This is a genomic window from Phytohabitans sp. LZ39 (assembly GCF_059359075.1).
In genome coordinates this window covers 236,482-255,354 of record NZ_JCADBM010000002.1, presented here as the reverse complement: position 1 = coordinate 255,354, position 18,873 = coordinate 236,482, and the positions used below count along the sequence as shown (strand labels likewise).

The following is an 18,873-nucleotide window of genomic DNA, read 5'->3' as shown; positions in this document are numbered from 1 at the left end:
TTCCTTCCTAGAACTCGAGTCCGGCTTCGCGGGCGGCCGTCGCCAGAGCCGCGAGGCGCCCGGCGTACTTGTTGCCACCGCGGTCGAAGACGACCTTGGAGATACCCGCGGCCTTGGCGCGGTCGGCGAGCAGGGCGCCCACCTTGCCGGCGAGCGCGCTCTTGTCGCCCTCGCCTCCCCGGATCGACGCGTCCAGCGTCGACGCCGACACCAGGGTGTGGCCCTTCGCGTCGTCGACGATCTGGGCGGTGATGTGCCGCAGCGAGCGGGTGACCACCAGGCGCGGACGCTCGGCGGTGCCGAAGACGTTCCTGCGGACCCGGAAGTGCCGGCGCGCCCGCCCGATGGCGCGCTTCGCGGCAACGCCGCGGCGACGCTTGAGCAGAGTCGCGCTCACTTCTTACCTGCCTTTCCTGCCTTGCGGCGGATGACCTCGCCCTGGTACTTGATGCCCTTGCCCTTGTACGGCTCCGGCGGGCGGATCTTCCGGATGTTGGCGGCGATCTCGCCGACCTGCTGCTTGTCGATCCCGGCGATGTGGAACAGCGTCGGGCGCTCCACCGTGAAGGTGATGCCCTCCGGGGCCGGCACCAGCACCGGGTGCGAGAACCCGAGCGCGAACTCCAGGTCCTTGCCCTTGGCGGTGACGCGGTAACCGGTGCCGTTGATCTCCAGGCTCTTCCGGTACCCCTCGGTGACGCCGACGATCATGTTGGCGACCAGGGTGCGGGAGAGGCCGTGCAGCTCCTTGGCGCGGCGCTCGTCGTTGGGCCGGTTGACGTGCAGCTCGCCATCGTCGCCCCGCTCGGCCGTGATCGGCTCGGCGAGGGTGTGCGACAGCTCGCCCTTCGGGCCCTTGACCCGCACGGTGCGGCCGCTGATGTTGACGTCGACGCCCGCCGGAACGGGGATCGACTTACGTCCGATTCGCGACATGTCTACCTATCTCCCGTCACCAGACGTAGGCGAGGACTTCCCCGCCCACCCCTCGCTTGCGGGCCTGCCGGTCGGTGAGCAGCCCCTGAGACGTCGAGATGATCGCGACGCCCAGGCCGCCGAGCACGCGCGGCAGCTCCGGCGACTTGGCGTACACCCGGAGGCCGGGCTTCGACACGCGGCGGATGCCGGCGAGGCTGCGCTCGCGGCTGGTGCCGTACTTGAGCTCGACGATCAGTCGCTTGCCGACGGCGCCCTCCTCGGGCTCCTCGACGGCCCAGGACGCGATGTAGCCCTCGCCCTTGAGGACCTCGGCGATGTTCGCCTTGATCTTCGAGTAAGGCATCGACACCCGGTCGTGGTACGCCTGGTTGGCGTTGCGCAGACGCGTCAGCATGTCTGCGATCGGGTCGGTCATCGTCATCGGTTCAGATCAGCCTTTCTCGCCGGGGTTCCCGGGGCACCGCCCACGGGCCTACGGCGAAGAGAGTTGGTTACCAAGAAGCCTTGGACACGCCGGGCAGCTCACCGCGGTGAGCCATCTCCCGGATGCAGACGCGGCAGAGACCGAACTTGCGGTACACCGCCTTCGGCCGCCCGCACCGCTGGCAGCGGGTGTACGCGCGCACCGAGAACTTTGGCTTCTTGGCGGCCTTGAGGATCAGGGCCTTCTTCGCCATGTTGTCAGTTCTCCTTGAACGGGAAGCCCAGGAGCTTCAGCAGCGCCCGGCCCTCGTCATCGGTCGTCGCGGTGGTGACCACCGTGATGTCCATGCCCCGGACCCGGTCGATCCGGTCCTGGTCGATCTCGTGGAACACCGACTGCTCGGTGAGACCGAAGGTGTAGTTGCCGTTGCCGTCGAGCTTGCGCGCGTCGAGGCCGCGGAAGTCACGGATACGCGGCAGCGCGATCGACAGCAGCCGGTCCAGGAACTCCCACATGCGGTCGCCGCGGAGCGTGACCTTGGCGCCGATCGGCATACCCTCGCGGAGCTTGAACTGCGCGATCGACTTGGTCGCGCGGCGCACCTGCGGCTTCTGCCCGGTGATCGTGGCGAGGTCGCGGACCGCGCCGTCGATCAGCTTGGCGTCCCGGGCGGCGTCGCCGACACCCATGTTGACCACGATCTTGACGAGGCCCGGCACCTGCATCGGGTTGGCGTAGTTGAACTGTTCCTTCAGCTTCGCCACGATCTCGCTGCGGTACCGCTCCTTGAGGCGCGGCGCGATCTTGGTTTCGGTCGGGGCAGTCATCACAGGTCCTTACCGGTGCGGCGCGAGATGCGGACCTTCTGGCCGTTGTCGTCGAAGCGGTAGCCGACGCGCGTCGGCTTGCCGTCCCCGTCGACGACCATCACGTTGGAGACGTGGATCGCCGCCTCCTGGGTGACGATGCCGCCGGTCTTGGCACCACGCTGGGTCGTGCGGATGCGGGTGTGCTTCTTGACGCGGTTGACGCCCTCGACGATGACCTTGTTCTCCCGCGGCAGGGCCTGAATGACCTTGCCCCGGGCGCCCTTGTCCTTGCCGGCGATGACCTCGACCGTGTCGCCCTTCTTAACCTTCACGGTTAGAGCACCTCCGGTGCGAGCGAAATGATCTTCATGAACCGCTTGTTCCGCAGCTCGCGGCCCACCGGACCGAAGATGCGGGTGCCACGCGGGTCACCGCCGTCCTTGATGATCACAGCGGCGTTCTCGTCGAAGCGGATGTACGACCCGTCCGGGCGCCGCTTCTCCTTCGCGGTGCGGACGATGACCGCCTTGACGACATCGCCCTTCTTGACACCCGCGCCCGGGATCGCGTCCTTGACCGTGGCCACGATGACGTCGCCGATACCGGCGTAGCGCCGACCCGAGCCGCCGAGCACGCGGATGCACAGGATTTCCCGGGCACCCGTGTTGTCGGCGACGCGCAGTCGCGACTCCTGCTGAATCACGTCTATCTCCTATGTCTGCCAGTTCTCCGCGGGACCAGCCGGCGGAGCTTGGCGGAACGGTCGGCTTACTACTTGGCCTTCTCGAGGATCTCCACGACCCGCCAGCGCTTGGTGGCGGACAGCGGGCGGGTCTCCATCAGCAGCACCCGGTCGCCGACGCCGCACGAGTTCTGCTCGTCGTGCGCCTTCAGCTTGCTGGTGCGCCGCAGCACCTTGCCGTACAGCGGGTGCTTGACCCGGTCTTCGACCTCGACGACGACGGTCTTGTCCATCTTGTCGCTGACGACCAGGCCCTCGCGGACCTTGCGCCGGGCACGAGGCGCGGCGTTCGCACTAGCGGTTTCACTCATGACGCAATCACCTCAGTCGGCGCGGCCGAGAGCCCCAGCTCGCGCTCGCGCATGATCGTGTAAATCCGGGCGATCTCCTTGCGGATGACCTGGAGACGCTTGTTGTTGTCAAGCTGCCCGGTCGCGCTCTGCACGCGGAGGTTGAACAGCTCCGCCTTGGCCTCCCGCAGCTTCGCGATCAGCTCCTCGTCGGAGTTTTCGCGCAGCTCGGCAGCCTTGGTGCCCGCTGCCATCAGACCTCACCCACTTCGCGCGTCACAATGCGGCACTTCATCGGGAGCTTGTGAATCGCGCGGCGCATTGCCTCCCGCGCGATCCCCTCGTTCGGGAACGACATCTCGAACAGGACCCGACCCGGCTTGATGTTGGCCACCCACCACTCGGGCGAACCCTTACCGGAACCCATCCGGGTTTCCGCCGGTTTCTTGGTCAGGGCCTGGTCCGGGAAGACCGTGATCCAGACCTTGCCGCCACGCTTGATGTGGCGGGTCATCGCGATACGCGCGGCCTCGATCTGCCGGTTGGTCACGTAGGCGGGCTCCAGTGCCTGGATACCGAACTCGCCGAAGACGACCCGGTTGCCGCCCTTGCTCGCCCCGGAACGGGACGGGTGGTGCGGCTTGCGGAAGCCCTTCGGGGGCTTACGCGGCATCAGCATGTGTCAGCCCTCCTGCTGCTCACTTGGGGCGGCGGTCGCCACGGGCGCGGCCTCCACGGGCGCGGCGGCCGGCGCCGGCGGAGCCGACTGCTCGGCAGCGGCCGCAGCCGCGGCGCGACCCGCCTCGGTGCCACCAGCGGTCGTACCGGACGAACCGGAACGGCCACGGCGCGGACGCTCGGGGCGGTCGCCCCGCTCACGGCGCGGGCGCGCGGGACCGGCGTCGGCCGGGGTCTCGCGACCCGGCACGGCGTCACCCTTGTAGATCCACACCTTCACGCCGATGCGGCCGAAGGTGGTACGCGCCTCGAAGAAGCCGTACTCGATGTTGGCCCGCAGCGTGTGCAGCGGCACCCGACCCTCGCGGTAGAACTCGGTGCGGCTCATCTCGGCGCCGCCCAGGCGGCCGGAGACCTGCACCCGGATGCCCCGCACGATCGGGTTCTTCATCGCGGACTGCATCGCCTTGCGCATGGCCCGGCGGAAGCTGACCCGGCTGGACAGCTGCTCGGCCACGCCCTGCGCGACGAGCTGAGCGTCCGACTCGGGGCTCTTCACCTCGAGGATGTTGAGCTGCACCTGCTTGCCGGTGAGCTTCTCCAGCTCGCCGCGGATGCGGTCGGCCTCCGCGCCCTTGCGGCCGATGACGATGCCCGGCCGGGCGGTGTGGATGTCGACCCGCACCCGGTCGCGGGTGCGCTCGATGTCCACCTTGGAGATGCCGGCGCGCTCCAGGCCCTTGGACATCATCCGCCGGATCTTCACGTCTTCGGCGATGTAGTCCTTGTAGAGCTTGTCCGCGTACCAGCGGGACTTCCAGTCGGTGGAGATGCCGAGCCGGAACCCGTGCGGGTGAACCTTCTGACCCATTACTCGGTCCCTTCCTCGGCGGTGGTCTCCGCCTTCGTCTCGGCCGGCTTGTCCGCCTCGGCCGGGGCCGCCTTCTTCGCCGGCGCCGCCTTCTTGGCGGCCGCCTTGCGCGGCGCCGCCGCGGCGACGGCCTCCACCACGACCGTGATGTGGCAGGTGCGCTTGCGGATCCGGTACGCCCGGCCCTGCGCCCGCGGCTGGAACCGCTTGAGCGTCGGACCCTCGTCGACGTACGCCTCGGCGACGAGCAGCGCGTCGGGGTCCAGCCGCTCGTTGTTCTCGGCGTTCGCGATCGCGCTGGCCAGCACCTTGTAAACCTGCTCGCTGGCCGACTGCGGCGCGAACTTCAGCACCGTGAGCGCCTCCTGCGCGGGCAGACCGCGGACGAGGTTGACCACCCGGCGCGCCTTGGTCGGCGAGATGCGCACGTGACGCGCAACCGCCCGCGCGCCCGGAAGCGCCGGAGCGTCGCCCTTAACTGGCATCGCTGTAACCCCTTGATCCTTTATCCGTAGTCCTGCGCGTTTACCGGCGCCGGCTCTTGCGGTCGTCCTTCTCGTGACCCTTGAACGTGCGGGTCAGCGCGAACTCGCCGAGCTTGTGCCCGACCATCGCCTCGGTGATGAACACCGGGACGTGCTTGCGACCGTCGTGCACCGCGATCGTGTGCCCGAGCATCTCGGGGATGATCGTCGAACGCCGCGACCAGGTCTTGATGACGTTCTTGGAGCCCTTGTCGTTCTGTGTCTCCACCTTCTTGACCAGGTGGTCGTCGACGAAGGGGCCCTTCTTGAGACTGCGTGGCATGTGGGATTAACCCCGCTTCCGGTTGGCGTAACGACGGCGAACGATCAGCCGGTCGCTCGGCAGACCCTTGCGGCGGGTGCGACCCTCCGGCTTGCCCTGGGGGTTGACCGGGTGGCGACCACCGGAGGTCTTACCCTCACCACCACCGTGCGGGTGGTCGACCGGGTTCATCGCGACACCACGGACGGTCGGGCGCTTGCCCTTCCACCGCATCCGGCCGGCCTTACCCCAGTTGATGTTGGACTGGTCGGCGTTGCCGATCTCGCCGACGGTCGCGCGGCAGCGCACGTCGACGCGGCGGATCTCGCCCGAGGGCATCCGGAGCGTCGCGTAGGCGCCCTCACGGCCGAGCAGCTGGATGCCGACGCCGGCCGAGCGGGCCAGCTTGGCGCCGCCGCCCGGGCGCAGCTCCACGCAGTGGATCTGGGTACCCACCGGGATGTTGCGCAGCGGGAGGTTGTTGCCGGGCTTGATGTCGGCACCCGGGCCGGACTCGACCCGGTCGCCCTGCTTGAGGTCCTTCGGCGCGACGATGTAGCGCTTTTCGCCGTCGGCGTAGTGCAGCAGCGCGATGCGGGCGGTGCGGTTGGGGTCGTACTCGATGTGCGCGACCTTCGCCGGCACGCCGTCCTTGTCGACCCGCTTGAAGTCGATCAGCCGGTACTGGCGCTTGTGCCCACCGCCCTGGTGACGCGCGGTCACCTTGCCGTGCGCGTTGCGACCGCCCTTCTTGGGCAGCGGCACCAGCAGCGACTTCTCCGGCGTCGACCGGGTGATCTCGGCGAAGTCGGCGACGCTGGAGCCACGGCGGCCCGGCGACGTCGGCTTGTACTTACGAATCGGCATGATTTAACAACCCCTCAGCTGACCGGGCCGCCGAAGGCCTCGATGCGGTCACCGTCAGCCAGCTTCACCAGCGCCCGCTTGGTGGCCTTGCGCTGCCCCCAGCCGGTGCGGGTGCGCTTGCGCTTGCCCTCGCGGTTGGCGGTGTTGACCGTCAGCACGCGGACGTTGAAGATCTGCTGGATAGCGATCTTGATCTGGGTCTTGTTGGCGTCCGGCCGGACCAGGAACGTGTACCAGTTCTGGTCCAGAACGCTGTAGCTCTTCTCGGACACGACCGGCGCGATGATGATGTCGCGCGGATCCGGGATGGTGGTCACTTGTCGGCCTCCGTCTCGTCCGCCGGCTTCTCGCCCAGGAACTCGGCGAGCGCGTCCTTGGTGAACACGACGTCGTCGGCGACCAGCACGTCGTACGTGTTGAGCTGGCCGGCCTCGATCAGGTGCACGCCCTCGCCGGCGAGGTTGCGCAGCGAGAGCCAGTTGATCTGGTCCTCGGCCGCGAGCACCACCAGCACGCGCTTGCGCTCGGTCGCGGCACGCAGCGTCTTGAGCGCGGCCTTGGTCGACGGCGTTTCGCCGGTGACAAACGCCTCGACGACGTGCAGGCGACCCTCGCGGGCCCGGTCGGAGAGGGCACCGCGCAGCGCGGCGACCTTCATCTTCTTCGGGGTGCGCTGGCTGTAGTCGCGCGGGACCGGGCCGTGCACCACGCCACCGCCGGTGAACTGCGGAGCGCGGATCGAGCCCTGGCGGGCGCGGCCGGTGCCCTTCTGCTTGTACGGCTTCTTGCCGCCGCCAGCGACCTCGCCGCGGGTCTTGGCCTTGTGCGTGCCCTGGCGGGCGGCCGCGAGCTGGGCCACCACGACCTGGTGCATCAGCGGGATGTTCGCCTGTACGTCGAACACCTCGGTGGGCAGGTCGACGGTGCCGGCCGTCGTGCCCTCGGGGGTCAGAACGCCAACCGTGGTCACTTCGCTGCACCACCCTTCGACTTCGCCTTGGCCGCGCTGCGGACCAGCACGAGCGCGCCAGCCGGGCCCGGGATCGCACCCCTGACCAGCAGCAGGTTGTTGTCGGTGTCGATCGCCTGCACCGTCAGGTTTTGCACCGTGTACCGCACGCTGCCCATGCGACCGGCCATCTTCACGCCCTTGAAGACGCGACCTGGGGTCGCGCAGGCGCCGATGGAGCCGGGCGAGCGGTGCTTGCGCTCGACACCGTGGCTGGCGCGCAGGCCGTGGAAGCCGTGCCGCTTCATGACGCCGGCGAAGCCCTTGCCCTTGGTCTTGCCGGTGACGTCGATGGCGGTGCCCGCCTCGAACGCCTCGACGGTGACCTCCTGGCCGAGCTCGTACTCACTCGCGTCGGTCGTGCGCAGCTCGACGATGTGGCGGCGGGGCGCGGTGCCAGCCTTCTCGAAGTGGCCGGCGCGCGGCTTCTTGACCTTGCGCGGGTCGACGGCGCCGTACGCGAGCTGCACCGCGGTGTAACCGTCCTTGTCGGCGGTCCGCACCTGGGTCACGACGCACGGGCCGGCCTGCACCACGGTCACCGGGACAACCTTGTTGTTGTCCCAGACCTGGGTCATGCCGAGCTTGGCGCCCAGGATGCCCTTCACTTGCCTGTCCATGAGTTCGCAGTCCCTACAGCTTGATCTCGATGTCGACGCCAGCCGGCAGGTCGAGGCGCATGAGCGAGTCGACCGTCTTGGGGGTCGGGTCGATGATGTCGATCAGACGCTTGTGCGTGCGCATCTCGAAGTGCTCGCGCGAGTCCTTGTACTTGTGCGGCGACCGGATCACGCAGTAACGGTTGATCTCGGTCGGCAGCGGCACCGGGCCCGCGACCTGAGCACCGGTACGGGTCACCGTCTCCACGATCTTCCGAGCCGAGGAGTCGACGACCTCGTGGTCATAGGCCTTGAGCCGGATGCGGATCTTCTGTCCCGCCATGGTGGCTTCGTTTCCTTCTCTCGCGATGCCGCTGTGTTGCGGATGGCTGTCCATCCCCTTGGCCGACCCCCGCGGTCGGGCGTGTCGCGCCCCTGGGCCAGACTCCGCCCCGAAACCTGGGGCCGATCCTGGTTGGTTGCGGGGATCAAGGCACCGGGCGTGTCAACACACCCCCGGCCACCGCACGGAAGTGGCTGGCTACCTGGGCAGCCAGCCACCCCGCAAAGCGCAACCTGACTAGTATGCCGTATTACCACACGGCAGGTCTAATCGGGGTTACTCAGTTCACTTGATGATCTTGGTGACCTGGCCCGCACCGACGGTGCGGCCACCCTCGCGGATGGCGAAGCGCAGGCCCTGCTCCATGGCGATCGGCTGGATCAGCTTGACCGACATGGCGGTGTTGTCGCCGGGCATGACCATCTCGGTGCCCTCGGGCAGCGTGACGACGCCGGTGACGTCCGTGGTGCGGAAGTAGAACTGCGGCCGGTAGTTCTGGAAGAACGGGGTGTGCCGGCCACCCTCCTCCTTGGAGAGGATGTAGACCTGGCCCTCGAACTCCGTGTGCGGAGTCGTGGTGCCCGGCTTCACGACGACCATGCCGCGCTCGACGTCCTCGCGCTTGATGCCGCGCAGCAGCAGGCCGACGTTCTCGCCCGCGCGAGCCTCGTCGAGCAGCTTGCGGAACATCTCGATGCCGGTGCAGACCGTCTTGGTCGACTTCTCCCGGATGCCGACGATCTCGACTTCCTCGTTCGGCTTGAGCACGCCACGCTCGGCGCGACCGGTCACCACGGTGCCGCGGCCGGTGATCGTGAAGACGTCCTCGATGGGCATGAGGAACGGCTTCTCGATCTCACGCTCGGGCTGCGGGATCGCGGTGTCGACCGCGTTCATCAGCTCCATGAGCTTGTCGGTCCACTCCGGGTCGCCCTCCAGCGCGCGGAGCGCCGAGACGCGCACGACCGGCAGGTCGTCGCCCGGGTACTCCTGCGCCGAGAGCAGCTCGCGAACCTCGAGCTCGACGAGCTCGAGCAGCTCCTCGTCATCGACCATGTCGCTCTTGTTGAGCGCCACGACGATGTAGGGCACGCCGACCTGGCGGGCCAGGAGCACGTGCTCACGGGTCTGCGGCATCGGACCGTCGGTCGCCGCGACCACCAGGATCGCGCCATCCATCTGGGCGGCACCGGTGATCATGTTCTTGATGTAGTCGGCGTGACCAGGACAGTCGACGTGGGCGTAGTGCCGCGCCTCGGTCTGGTACTCGACGTGCGCGATCGAGATGGTGATACCGCGGGCCTTCTCCTCCGGCGCCTTGTCGATCTCGTCGAACGGCGTGTAGGGGTTCAGGTCGGGCATCTTGTCGTGCAGGACCTTGGTGATGGCCGCGGTCAGCGTCGTCTTACCGTGGTCGATGTGACCAATGGTGCCGATGTTGACGTGCGGCTTAGTCCGCTCGAACTTCGCCTTCGCCACTGGTGTCCTCCTGTGGACTTCTTGGTTCGTACGCTTGGTCTTGCAACTGTGCGGCCATCAGGCCCGGTCTTGTGCGGTCCGACTACTCGCCCGTCGCCTTGGCGATGATCTCCTTGGCGACGTTGGCGGGTACCTCGGCGTAAGAGTCGAACTGCATGCTGTAGCTCGCCCGGCCCTGGGTCTTCGACCGCAGGTCGCCGACATAGCCGAACATCTCCGACAAGGGGACCAGGGCGCGGACGACGCGGGCACCCCCGCGCTCCTCCATCGCCTGGATGATGCCCCGGCGGGAGTTGAGGTCGCCGATGACGTCACCCATGTTCTCCTCGGGAGTGGTGACCTCAACGGCCATCATCGGCTCGAGCAGCGCCGGGTCGGCCTTGCGGGCGGCCTCCTTGAGCACCATCGAACCGGCGATCTTGAACGCCATCTCGGACGAGTCGACCTCGTGGTACTTCCCGTCCAGCAGCGTCAGCTTGACGCCGACCAGCGGGTAGCCGGCGAGGATGCCGTACTGCATGGCGTCCTGGGCACCGGCGTCGACCGAGGGGATGAACTCCTTCGGGATGCGACCGCCGGTGACCGAGTTCTGGAACTCGTACGTCGGGGAGTCGTTGTCGAGCGGCAGCGGTTCGAGGCTGACGATGACGCTCGCGTACTGCCCAGAGCCACCGGTCTGCTTCTTGTGCGTGTACTCGACCTTGTCCACCTTGCGGCGGATGGTCTCGCGGTAGGCCACCTGCGGCTTGCCGATGTTGGCCTCGACGTTGAACTCCCGGCGCATGCGGTCGACCAGGATGTCGAGGTGCAGCTCGCCCATGCCCGAGATGACCGTCTGACCGGTCTCCTGGTCGTTGGCGACCCGGAAGGTCGGGTCTTCCTCGGCGAGGCGCTGGATCGCGGTGCCCAGCTTCTCCTGGTCGGCCTTGGTCTTCGGCTCGATGGCGACCTGGATGACCGGCTCCGGGAACGTCATCGACTCCAGGATCACCGGGTTGGCCGGGTCGCACAGCGTGTCGCCGGTGGTGGTCTGCTTGAGACCCTGCACCGCGATGATGTCGCCGGCCTGCGCGGTCGCACGCTCTTCGCGCTTGTTGGCGTGCATCTGGTAGATCTTGCCGATGCGCTCCTTGCGGTCCTTGGTGGAGTTGATCACCTGAGAACCGGACTCGAGCTTGCCGGAGTAGATCCGCACGTAGGTCAGCTTGCCCAGGTGCTTGTCCGTCTGGATCTTGAAGGCCAGCGCGGAGAAGGGCTCGGACATCGACGGCTTACGCAGCAGCGGGGTCTCGCCGTCGGTCGCCGTGCCCTCGATCGCCGGGATGTCCAGCGGCGAGGGCAGGAAGTCGATGACGGCGTCCAGCATCGGCTGGATGCCCTTGTTCTTGAACGCCGAGCCGCACAGCACCGGGTTGGCCTTGGAGGCGACGGTGGCGCGACGGATGCCGGCCTTGATCTCGTCTGCCGAGATCTCCTCGCCCTCCAGGTACTTCTCCATCACGGTGTCGTCGACGTCGGCGAGCGTCTCGATGAGCTTCTCGCGCCACTCGGCGGCCTGGTCGGCGAGGTCGGCCGGGATCTCCTCGACCGTGTAGTCCTCGCCCTTCTGGGTCTCGCCGCGCCAGGTCAACGCGCGCATGCCGATCAGGTCGACGACGCCGATGTGGTTGCCCTCGAGCCCGATCGGGATCTGGAGCACCAGCGGGGTGGCGTTGAGCCGGTCGATCATCATCTGCACACAGCGGAAGAAGTCGGCACCCGTGCGGTCGAGCTTGTTGACGAAGCACATCCGCGGAACGTTGTACTTGTCGGCCTGACGCCACACGTTTTCGGTCTGCGGCTCGACACCGGCCACACCGTCGTACACCGCGATCGCGCCGTCGAGCACCCGCAGGTTGCGCTCCACCTCGACGGTGAAGTCGACGTGCCCGGGGGTGTCGATGATGTTGATGGGGTGGCCCTTCCACTCGACCTTGGTGGCGGCCGAGGTGATGGTGATGCCCCGCTCCTGCTCCTGCTCCATCCAGTCCATGACGGCGGCGCCCTCGTGGACCTCACCGATCTTGTACGTGATGCCGGTGTAGAACAGGATTCGTTCGGTCGTGGTCGTCTTACCGGCATCGATGTGCGCCATGATGCCGATGTTGCGTAGCTTGGCGAGCGCGTTGTCGGCGGCAGCCACGGTAATCCCTACTTCGTCGTCTCGTCGGGTGCTGGTAGGTGTCGCTACCAGCGGTAGTGGGCGAAGGCCTTGTTGGACTCCGCCATCTTGTGCGTGTCCTCGCGCCGCTTCACCGAGGCGCCGAGGCCGTTGCTGGCGTCGAGCAGCTCGTTCTGGAGCCGCTCGATCATGGTCTTCTCACGCCGGGCCTTCGAGTACTGCACCAGCCACCGCAGACCGAGGGTCGTCGCCCGGGACGGGCGCACCTCGACCGGCACCTGGTAGGTCGCGCCACCGACACGGCGGCTGCGGACCTCGAGGGTCGGCTTGACGTTGTCCATCGCGCGCTTGAGGGTGACGACCGGGTCGGTGCCGGTCTTCTCCCGGCAGCCCTCGAGGGCGCCGTACACCACGCGCTCGGCGAGCTGGCGCTTGCCGCGCATCAGGATCTTGTTGACCAGCTGAGTGACCAGCGGGGAGTTGTACACCGGGTCGGCGATCAGCGGCCGGCGCGGCGCGGGGCCCTTACGCGGCATGTCAGCTCTTCTCCTTCTTCGCGCCGTAGCGGCTGCGCGCCTGCTTGCGGTTGCGGACGCCCTGGGTGTCCAGCGAACCGCGGACGATCTTGTACCGGACGCCGGGGAGGTCCTTCACACGGCCGCCACGCACGAGCACGATCGAGTGCTCCTGGAGGTTGTGGCCGACGCCGGGGATGTACGCGGTCACCTCGATCTGGCTGCTCAGCTTCACACGAGCGACCTTGCGCAGCGCCGAGTTCGGCTTCTTGGGGGTGGTGGTGTACACACGCGTGCACACTCCGCGCCGCTGGGGGCTCCCCTTCAGCGCCGGGGTCTTGGTCTTGCTCGTCTTGGCCTGCCGGCCCTTGCGGACCAGCTGCTGGATCGTGGGCACCGGGTTTCTCCGCTCCCTTGCTTCCTCTGTGCGTGCCTGTGTCTGTGTGCCGTACCTTTCGCCGGGCGACCCTGGGGCCGGCCTGGCGTTGTCGCCGGGCGGCCCTAGTCCTCCCGGCACCCGCGGTCGGGCGTGTCGTCCGGCACACGGTTGCGGTGCGCGCTCGCACGTGCACCACGGCTGTCTCGTTGGCCCGTGTCGCGGCCCACCATGATGGCGCACGCACGGATTGCCCGGGCACGCCCGGGCACGAGGGGAAAGAGTACCCACCGTGAGCGCACAGGTCAAAACGGGGGACCCGTCTTTGCCTTCTCGCCCGCGGCGAACAACTCCAGTAGTCCAGTGTACCCGCTTCCTCGCGGGCCTACCCGCCTACTGGAGACTCACCTGTAGCAGCAGCGACAGACCGAAGCCGAGCAGCGTGAGCCCCAGCCCGACCGCGCCGCAGACCAGGCCGGCGATGGCCACCCCACGGCCGGCGACCCGGACGCCGGCGGCCGCCCGCCGGATCTGCCGCAGGCCGAGCACTCCCAGCACGACGGCGGCGGCGCCGGCCAGGCCGGCGATCATGGCGAACGCGCCCGCGACCCACGCGCCCCAGCCGCTCGAGGCGCCGGCCAGGCCGAAGCACCACACCACGAACGAAACGACGATCGAACCTATCCCCGCCACCAGCGAACCGACGGCCAGGCCGGATGTCGCCGGCGGCACATCGAGGTGTACGACCGCGAAGTTGGTGCCCGGGATCGCCTGCACCCGCCGCGGCGCCAACCACGCCTCGCGCGGCGGCGGGGCGACGGCGGGCGCGGGGCGACCCCACTGCGGTGGCGCCGCCCCCACGGGCTGCGGCACCGGCGCGGACCAGCCCGCCGCCGGTGGGACCGCGAACGGCGGCCCCGGGTGCGGCGGCGGCGCCACAGGCGGCTGGGATGGCACGGGCTGTTGGGCCGTCACGGGCTGTGGGGCCCGCACGGGCGACGTGGGTGCCAGCGGCGGCTGGGGTGCCGGTTGGGGGGCCTCCGCGGCCGGCCGCCAGTCAGGCGTGTCCTTCGGCTCCTCGGGCCGCTCGGGACCGCCGACCTCAGGCCACCCGGCGGTCCGGTCGCTCGACGGGCTCCCGGCATGGTCGGCCGGCCGGCTCGCCGGCGTCTCGTCCCCCGGGCCGCTCGCGGGCGTCTCGTCCTCCGGGCCGCTTGGGGGCGTCTCGGGCGCTGGGCCGCTCGCGGGCGTCTGGGGTGCCGGGCTGCTCGCGGGCGCCTCGGGCGCCGGGTCGCTCGCTGGCGTCTCGTCCCCGGGCCGGCTCGCCGGGGGCTCGGGCCGCCAGAGATCGGCCGCGCCGATGGACCGGCCCGCCTCCCCCATCGGCCGCCCGGCCTCGCCGAAGCGCGATCCCGCGGGCTTGCCCGCTGTCGAGGGCGGATCCGCGGGCCGCGGCGCCTCGTCCGTCACTCCGCCCCCTCGCCATCAACGCCGCCCGCCTCGACAGGCAGCGTCACGCGGGCCTGCCGCATGGCCACGGCCGCCGAAAACACCGCCACGCTAGTCGACCCCGGGCGCGAAGTCTTGCCCCGCCGGGTCGCCGGCGAAGTCGACCACGCCGATCACGATCGCGACCACCAGCGAGGTGGCGGCCAGCGCGACGCCCAGCCAGGCCAGCTTTTCACCGCGGCGCAGCCACGCCGAGCCGGTCAGATAACCCCCCGAGTGGTACGCCTCGCGGCGCGCCTGCCCGGCCAGCGCGATCGCGATGCTGGCGGGCACCAGCCCACCCACGAACGGGCCGGTGAACAGGGCGACAAGACCGAGGGCGAACACCGTGCCGGCCTTGGTGGAGCGCACCGGCTCGGGATCGAGCGGATGGCGCAGGGCCGCCGGCGATGTGGTCACCCGACAAGCCTACTAAGGCCGTCCCGCGGTGCGGGCCAGCGCTGCGATCATCCCTGAACCCTATGGCTCGCTCGCAAGCTCGCTCACATCCAGAAGCGCCCCGCACGTGACGTGCGGGGCGCTTCCAGAACGAACCAGTACTACCTGACTACCGGTACGACCCGAAGTCGAAGTCGTCCAGCGGCACAGCCTGGCCGCTGGCCGGCCCGAAGCCGTAGTCGGTCTCGGGGTAGCCGGTCATCGAGTACACCTTGGCCTTCGCCTCCTCGGTGGGCTCGACCCGGATGTTCCGGTACTTGCTGATACCGGTACCGGCCGGGATGAGCTTTCCGATGATGACGTTCTCCTTGAGACCGATCAGCGAGTCGCTGCGGGCGTTGATCGCCGCGTCGGTCAGCACCCGGGTGGTCTCCTGGAAGGAGGCCGCCGAGAGCCAGGAGTCGGTCGCCAGCGAGGCCTTGGTGATGCCCATGAGCACCGGACGACCGGCGGCGGGCTCGCCGCCCTCGGCCACGAGCCGGCGGTTTTCCGACTCGAAGACCGCGCGGTCGACCAGCACGCCGGGCAGGAACTCGGTGGCGCCCGAGTCGATCACCGTGACCCGCTTCAGCATCTGCCGAATGATGATCTCGATGTGCTTGTCGTGGATGAGCACACCCTGCGAGCGGTAGACCTCCTGGACCTCCTGGGTCAGGTGGACCTGGACCGCGCGCGGGCCGAGGATCCGCAGCAGCTCGTGCGGGTCGATCGTGCCCTCGGTGAGCTTCTCGCCGACCTCGACGTGGTCTCCGTCGTGTGCCCGCAGGCGCACCCGCTTGGAGATCTTGTCGTGGACGATCTCGTCGCTCCCGTCGTCGGGAACGATGATGATCTTCCGCGAACGCTCGCCGTCTTCGATCCGGACGCGGCCCGGGGTGTCGGCGATCGGCGCCTTGCCCTTGGGCACGCGCGCCTCGAAGATCTCCTGCACACGCGGCAGACCCTGCGTGATGTCCTCACCGGCGACACCACCGGTGTGGAACGTACGCATCGTCAGCTGGGTGCCGGGCTCACCGATCGACTGGGCGGCGATGATGCCGACCGCCTCGCCGACGTCCACGGTCTTGCCGGTCGGCAGCGAACGGCCGTAGCAGGCCGCGCAGACGCCCAGCTTGGACTCGCAGGTGAGCACGCTGCGGACGCGCACCGTCTCGACGCCGGCCGCGACCAGCTTGTCGACGATGATCGAGTTGAGGTCGACCCCACGGTGCGCGACCACGGTGCCGTCGGCGCCCTTGACGTCGTCGGCCAGGGTGCGTGCGTGCACCCCGGTCTCCGCGTGCTCGTGCACCATGAGCTGGCCGTTGATGGTCTCGCCAACCTGCATCGGGATGGCCCGATCGGTGCCGCAGTCTTCCTCACGGATGATCACGTCCTGCGACACGTCGACGAGACGCCGGGTCAGGTAACCCGAGTCCGCCGTACGCAGCGCGGTGTCGGCCAGACCCTTGCGGGCACCGTGGGTGGAGATGAAGTACTCCACCACGGACAGGCCCTCGCGGTAGCTGGACTTGATCGGCCGCGGGATGATCTCGCCCTTGGGGTTGGCCACCAGGCCACGGATCGCCGCGATCTGGCGGAGCTGGAGCAGGTTACCGCGGGCACCCGAGTTGATCATGACCCACAACGGGTTTTCCTGCGGCAGCGAAGTCTCCATCTCCTTGGAAACCTCGTTGGTCGCCTTGGTCCAGATCTCGATCAGCTCGCCGCGACGCTCCTCGGCCGTCATCAGACCACGCTGGTACTGCTTGTCGATCCGGTCGGCTTCCTTCTCGTACCGCTCCATGATCTCGGGCTTGCGTGCCGGCGGGATGACGTCTTCCATACCGATCGTCACGCCAGACCAGGTGGCCCAGTGGAAGCCGGCCTCCTTGAGCGCGTCGAGCGTCGCCGCCAGGGCGACCTTCGGGAAGCGCTCGGCGAGGTCGTTGACGATCGCCGACAGCTGGCTCTTCCGGATCTCGTAGTTCACGTACCGGTAGCCCTGCGGGAGGGTCTCGTTGAAGAGCACCCGGCCCAGCGTGGTGTCGACAATCAGCGGCTCGCCGGGCGTCCACCCCTCGGGGGCGGTCCACTTCGGCTGGCCGGCTCCGTTGTCGACCTCGGACACACCCCGCAGCCGGATCCTGATCGGCACGCCCAGCGCGAGCTCGCCGTTGTCGAAGGCCATCCGTGCCTCGGCGTCCGAGCTGAACTCCCGGCCCACACCCTTGGCGTCCGCCGTGAGGTGGGTCAGGTGGTACAGCCCGATCACCATGTCCTGCGTGGGCATGGTGACCGGCTTGCCGTCGGCCGGCTTGAGGATGTTGTTGGACGACAGCATCAGGATCCGCGCCTCGGCCTGAGCCTCGGCGGACAGCGGCACGTGCACCGCCATCTGGTCACCGTCGAAGTCCGCGTTGAACGCGGTGCAGACGAGCGGGTGGATCTGGATCGCCTTGCCCTCGACCAGCTGCGGCTCGAAGGCCTGGATGCCCAGGCGGTGCAGGGTGGGCGCGCGGTTGAGCAGCACCGGGTGCTCCCCGATGACCTCTTCCAGGACGTCCCACACGACCGGCCGCTGCCGCTCGACCATCCGCTTGGCGGACTTGATGTTTTGCGCGTGGTTGAGATCGACCAGGCGCTTCATCACGAACGGCTTGAAGAGCTCCAGCGCCATCTGCTTGGGCAGGCCGCACTGGTGCAGCTTCAGCTGCGGGCCGACGACGATCACGGAACGGCCGGAGTAGTCGACGCGCTTTCCGAGCAGGTTTTGCCGGAAGCGGCCCTGCTTGCCCTTGAGCATGTCGGACAGCGACTTCAGCGGCCGGTTGCCCGGGCCGGTGACCGGACGGCCGCGGCGGCCGTTGTCGAACAGCGCGTCGACGGCCTCCTGGAGCATCCGCTTTTCGTTGTTGACGATGATCTCGGGCGCGCCCAGGTCGATCAGGCGCTTGAGCCGGTTGTTCCGGTTGATCACGCGGCGGTACAGGTCGTTGAGGTCGGAGGTCGCGAAGCGGCCACCGTCGAGCTGCACCATCGGACGCAGGTCCGGCGGGATAACCGGCACGCAGTCGAGCACCATGCCGAGCGGCGAGTTGCGGGTGTTGAGGAACGCCGCCACGACCTTGAGCCGCTTGAGCGCCCGGATCTTCCGCTGGCCCTTGCCGGACCGGATGATCTCGCGGAGGTTTTCCGCCTCGGCGTCCAGGTCCATGTTTTCCAGCAGGGCCTTGATCGCCTCGGCACCCATGCCGCCCTGGAAGTACTCGCCGAACCGGTCGCGCAGCTCCCGGTAGAGCAGCTCGTCGGTGACCAGCTGCTTTGGCTCCAGCTTGCGGAACGTGTCGAGCACCTCGTCGAGCCGGTCGATCTCGCGCTGCGCCCGGTCGCGGATCTGGCGCATCTCGCGCTCGCCAGACTCCTTGACCTTGCGCCGCACGTCGGCCTTGGCACCCTCCGCCTCAAGCTCGGCCAGGTCGGCCTCGAGCTTGGCGGCGCGCTTTTCGATCTCCGAGTCGCGGCTGTTTTCCGACTGCCGCTTCTCGGCGAGGATCTCGTTTTCGATCGTCGACATGTCGCGGTGGCGGGCCTCGGTGTCCACCCCGGTCACCACGTACGACGCGAAGTAGATGATCTTCTCGAGGTCCTTGGGTGCCAGGTCGAGCAGGTAGCCGAGGCGGCTCGGCACACCCTTGAAGTACCAGATGTGGGTGACCGACGCGGCCAGCTCGATGTGGCCCATCCGCTCACGGCGGACCTTCGAGCGGGTCACCTCGACGCCACAGCGCTCACAGATGATGCCCTTGAAGCGCACCCGCTTGTACTTGCCGCAGTAGCACTCCCAGTCCCGCTGCGGACCGAAGATCTTCTCGCAGAAGAGCCCGTCCTTTTCCGGCTTGAGCGTGCGGTAGTTGATCGTCTCTGGCTTCTTCACCTCGCCGTGCGACCACTGGCGGATATCGTCAGCTGTCGCCAGGCCGATGCGCAACTCGTCGAAGAAGTTGACGTCGAGCAATTTATGTCCCTCGAGTCGTGTCTCGTATCTCTTGCCGGCTC

General features: G+C 68.4%; 25 protein-coding genes. All 25 read right to left on the bottom strand.

Annotated elements, in window-relative coordinates; genetic code table 11:
* Positions 1-7: 7 nt before the first annotated feature.
* On the bottom strand, positions 8-397 hold the full coding sequence (rplR, locus tag AC5L36_RS04820; protein WP_441214124.1) for a 50S ribosomal protein L18: 390 nt from the start codon (positions 395-397) through the stop codon (positions 8-10).
* Positions 394-936 (bottom strand): 50S ribosomal protein L6, encoded by a 543-nt coding sequence (gene rplF, locus AC5L36_RS04815; RefSeq protein WP_441214123.1) that lies wholly within the window; start codon positions 934-936, stop codon positions 394-396. Before rplF ends, rplR begins: the two co-directional genes overlap by 4 nt.
* 16 nt (positions 937-952) lie before the next feature.
* Positions 953-1,360, bottom strand: coding sequence for a 30S ribosomal protein S8 (gene rpsH, locus AC5L36_RS04810; RefSeq protein ID WP_441214122.1), 408 nt, complete (start codon positions 1,358-1,360; stop codon positions 953-955).
* A 70-nt stretch (positions 1,361-1,430) separates the two neighbouring features.
* On the bottom strand, positions 1,431-1,616 hold the full coding sequence (locus AC5L36_RS04805) for a type Z 30S ribosomal protein S14 (RefSeq protein ID WP_173041252.1): 186 nt from the start codon (positions 1,614-1,616) through the stop codon (positions 1,431-1,433).
* A 4-nt stretch (positions 1,617-1,620) separates the two neighbouring features.
* Complete coding sequence (gene rplE / locus AC5L36_RS04800) at positions 1,621-2,190, bottom strand: 50S ribosomal protein L5 (RefSeq protein ID WP_441214121.1); 570 nt, start codon at positions 2,188-2,190, stop codon at positions 1,621-1,623.
* Positions 2,190-2,504 carry a 50S ribosomal protein L24 gene (gene rplX, locus AC5L36_RS04795; RefSeq protein WP_441214120.1) on the bottom strand — a complete coding sequence of 105 codons (315 nt, stop codon included), beginning with the start codon at positions 2,502-2,504 and terminating at the stop codon, positions 2,190-2,192. The genes rplE and rplX overlap by 1 nt, the downstream gene beginning before the upstream one ends.
* A gap of 2 nt (positions 2,505-2,506) precedes the next feature.
* On the bottom strand, positions 2,507-2,875 hold the full coding sequence (rplN, locus tag AC5L36_RS04790) for a 50S ribosomal protein L14 (RefSeq protein WP_441214119.1): 369 nt from the start codon (positions 2,873-2,875) through the stop codon (positions 2,507-2,509).
* A gap of 68 nt (positions 2,876-2,943) precedes the next feature.
* On the bottom strand, positions 2,944-3,225 hold the full coding sequence (gene rpsQ, locus AC5L36_RS04785; RefSeq protein WP_441214118.1) for a 30S ribosomal protein S17: 282 nt from the start codon (positions 3,223-3,225) through the stop codon (positions 2,944-2,946).
* Positions 3,222-3,458 carry a 50S ribosomal protein L29 gene (gene rpmC, locus AC5L36_RS04780; RefSeq protein ID WP_441214117.1) on the bottom strand — a complete coding sequence of 79 codons (237 nt, stop codon included), beginning with the start codon at positions 3,456-3,458 and terminating at the stop codon, positions 3,222-3,224. The genes rpsQ and rpmC overlap by 4 nt, the downstream gene beginning before the upstream one ends.
* The gene (rplP, locus tag AC5L36_RS04775; RefSeq protein WP_441214116.1) at positions 3,458-3,883 is read right to left on the bottom strand and encodes a 50S ribosomal protein L16; all 426 of its coding nucleotides are present in this window, start codon (positions 3,881-3,883) and stop codon (positions 3,458-3,460) included. Before rplP ends, rpmC begins: the two co-directional genes overlap by 1 nt.
* Before the next feature lie 3 nt (positions 3,884-3,886).
* Positions 3,887-4,753 carry a 30S ribosomal protein S3 gene (rpsC, locus tag AC5L36_RS04770; RefSeq protein ID WP_441214115.1) on the bottom strand — a complete coding sequence of 289 codons (867 nt, stop codon included), beginning with the start codon at positions 4,751-4,753 and terminating at the stop codon, positions 3,887-3,889.
* Positions 4,753-5,238 (bottom strand): 50S ribosomal protein L22, encoded by a 486-nt coding sequence (gene rplV / locus AC5L36_RS04765; protein ID WP_441214114.1) that lies wholly within the window; start codon positions 5,236-5,238, stop codon positions 4,753-4,755. The genes rpsC and rplV overlap by 1 nt, the downstream gene beginning before the upstream one ends.
* A gap of 40 nt (positions 5,239-5,278) precedes the next feature.
* Positions 5,279-5,560: a 30S ribosomal protein S19 gene (gene rpsS / locus AC5L36_RS04760; RefSeq protein ID WP_173041244.1), complete on the bottom strand. Its 282-nt coding sequence runs from the start codon at positions 5,558-5,560 to the stop codon at positions 5,279-5,281.
* A gap of 6 nt (positions 5,561-5,566) precedes the next feature.
* Positions 5,567-6,406, bottom strand: a complete 840-nt coding sequence (gene rplB, locus AC5L36_RS04755; protein ID WP_377244461.1) for a 50S ribosomal protein L2 — start codon at positions 6,404-6,406, stop codon at positions 5,567-5,569.
* A gap of 14 nt (positions 6,407-6,420) precedes the next feature.
* Entirely contained in the window at positions 6,421-6,723 is a 303-nt protein-coding gene (gene rplW / locus AC5L36_RS04750; protein WP_173056658.1) for a 50S ribosomal protein L23, read from the bottom strand.
* Positions 6,720-7,376: a 50S ribosomal protein L4 gene (rplD, locus tag AC5L36_RS04745; RefSeq protein ID WP_441214113.1), complete on the bottom strand. Its 657-nt coding sequence runs from the start codon at positions 7,374-7,376 to the stop codon at positions 6,720-6,722. The genes rplW and rplD overlap by 4 nt, the downstream gene beginning before the upstream one ends.
* The gene (gene rplC, locus AC5L36_RS04740) at positions 7,373-8,035 is read right to left on the bottom strand and encodes a 50S ribosomal protein L3 (RefSeq protein ID WP_441214112.1); all 663 of its coding nucleotides are present in this window, start codon (positions 8,033-8,035) and stop codon (positions 7,373-7,375) included. Before rplC ends, rplD begins: the two co-directional genes overlap by 4 nt.
* A gap of 13 nt (positions 8,036-8,048) precedes the next feature.
* Positions 8,049-8,357: a 30S ribosomal protein S10 gene (gene rpsJ, locus AC5L36_RS04735; protein ID WP_018347762.1), complete on the bottom strand. Its 309-nt coding sequence runs from the start codon at positions 8,355-8,357 to the stop codon at positions 8,049-8,051.
* A gap of 285 nt (positions 8,358-8,642) precedes the next feature.
* A complete protein-coding gene (gene tuf, locus AC5L36_RS04730) occupies positions 8,643-9,836 on the bottom strand; it encodes an elongation factor Tu (protein WP_173056661.1) in 1,194 nt (397 codons plus the stop codon).
* A gap of 82 nt (positions 9,837-9,918) precedes the next feature.
* The gene (gene fusA, locus AC5L36_RS04725; protein WP_441214479.1) at positions 9,919-12,024 is read right to left on the bottom strand and encodes an elongation factor G; all 2,106 of its coding nucleotides are present in this window, start codon (positions 12,022-12,024) and stop codon (positions 9,919-9,921) included.
* A 38-nt stretch (positions 12,025-12,062) separates the two neighbouring features.
* A complete protein-coding gene (rpsG, locus tag AC5L36_RS04720; protein ID WP_173158438.1) occupies positions 12,063-12,533 on the bottom strand; it encodes a 30S ribosomal protein S7 in 471 nt (156 codons plus the stop codon).
* Between the two features lies 1 nt (position 12,534).
* On the bottom strand, positions 12,535-12,909 hold the full coding sequence (rpsL, locus tag AC5L36_RS04715; RefSeq protein ID WP_014440718.1) for a 30S ribosomal protein S12: 375 nt from the start codon (positions 12,907-12,909) through the stop codon (positions 12,535-12,537).
* Between the two features lie 372 nt (positions 12,910-13,281).
* A complete protein-coding gene (locus AC5L36_RS04710) occupies positions 13,282-13,761 on the bottom strand; it encodes a hypothetical protein (protein ID WP_494907490.1) in 480 nt (159 codons plus the stop codon).
* 687 nt (positions 13,762-14,448) lie between these two features.
* Complete coding sequence (locus AC5L36_RS04705; RefSeq protein ID WP_441214110.1) at positions 14,449-14,796, bottom strand: hypothetical protein; 348 nt, start codon at positions 14,794-14,796, stop codon at positions 14,449-14,451.
* 148 nt (positions 14,797-14,944) lie between these two features.
* Positions 14,945-18,832 carry a DNA-directed RNA polymerase subunit beta' gene (locus AC5L36_RS04700; protein ID WP_441214109.1) on the bottom strand — a complete coding sequence of 1,296 codons (3,888 nt, stop codon included), beginning with the start codon at positions 18,830-18,832 and terminating at the stop codon, positions 14,945-14,947.
* Positions 18,833-18,873 lie beyond the last annotated feature (41 nt).

Excerpts from the sequence above, each read along its gene's own strand:
- rpsJ (WP_018347762.1), bottom strand. The coding sequence starts at position 8,357 with ATGGCGGGACAGAAGATCCGCATCCGGCTCAAGGCCTATGACCACGAG.
- rplV (WP_441214114.1), bottom strand. The coding sequence starts at position 5,238 with ATGCCAGTTAAGGGCGACGCTCCGGCGCTTCCGGGCGCGCGGGCGGTT.
- rplC (WP_441214112.1), bottom strand. The coding sequence starts at position 8,035 with ATGGACAGGCAAGTGAAGGGCATCCTGGGCGCCAAGCTCGGCATGACC.
- rplE (WP_441214121.1), bottom strand. The coding sequence starts at position 2,190 with ATGACTGCCCCGACCGAAACCAAGATCGCGCCGCGCCTCAAGGAGCGG.
- rpsG (WP_173158438.1), bottom strand. The coding sequence starts at position 12,533 with ATGCCGCGTAAGGGCCCCGCGCCGCGCCGGCCGCTGATCGCCGACCCG.
- rplF (WP_441214123.1), bottom strand. The coding sequence starts at position 936 with ATGTCGCGAATCGGACGTAAGTCGATCCCCGTTCCGGCGGGCGTCGAC.
- rplP (WP_441214116.1), bottom strand. The coding sequence starts at position 3,883 with ATGCTGATGCCGCGTAAGCCCCCGAAGGGCTTCCGCAAGCCGCACCAC.
- rpsC (WP_441214115.1), bottom strand. The coding sequence starts at position 4,753 with ATGGGTCAGAAGGTTCACCCGCACGGGTTCCGGCTCGGCATCTCCACC.
- AC5L36_RS04805 (WP_173041252.1), bottom strand. The coding sequence starts at position 1,616 with ATGGCGAAGAAGGCCCTGATCCTCAAGGCCGCCAAGAAGCCAAAGTTC.
- rpsQ (WP_441214118.1), bottom strand. The coding sequence starts at position 3,225 with ATGAGTGAAACCGCTAGTGCGAACGCCGCGCCTCGTGCCCGGCGCAAG.
- rpmC (WP_441214117.1), bottom strand. The coding sequence starts at position 3,458 with ATGGCAGCGGGCACCAAGGCTGCCGAGCTGCGCGAAAACTCCGACGAG.
- rpsH (WP_441214122.1), bottom strand. The coding sequence starts at position 1,360 with ATGACGATGACCGACCCGATCGCAGACATGCTGACGCGTCTGCGCAAC.
- rplB (WP_377244461.1), bottom strand. The coding sequence starts at position 6,406 with ATGCCGATTCGTAAGTACAAGCCGACGTCGCCGGGCCGCCGTGGCTCC.
- rpsS (WP_173041244.1), bottom strand. The coding sequence starts at position 5,560 with ATGCCACGCAGTCTCAAGAAGGGCCCCTTCGTCGACGACCACCTGGTC.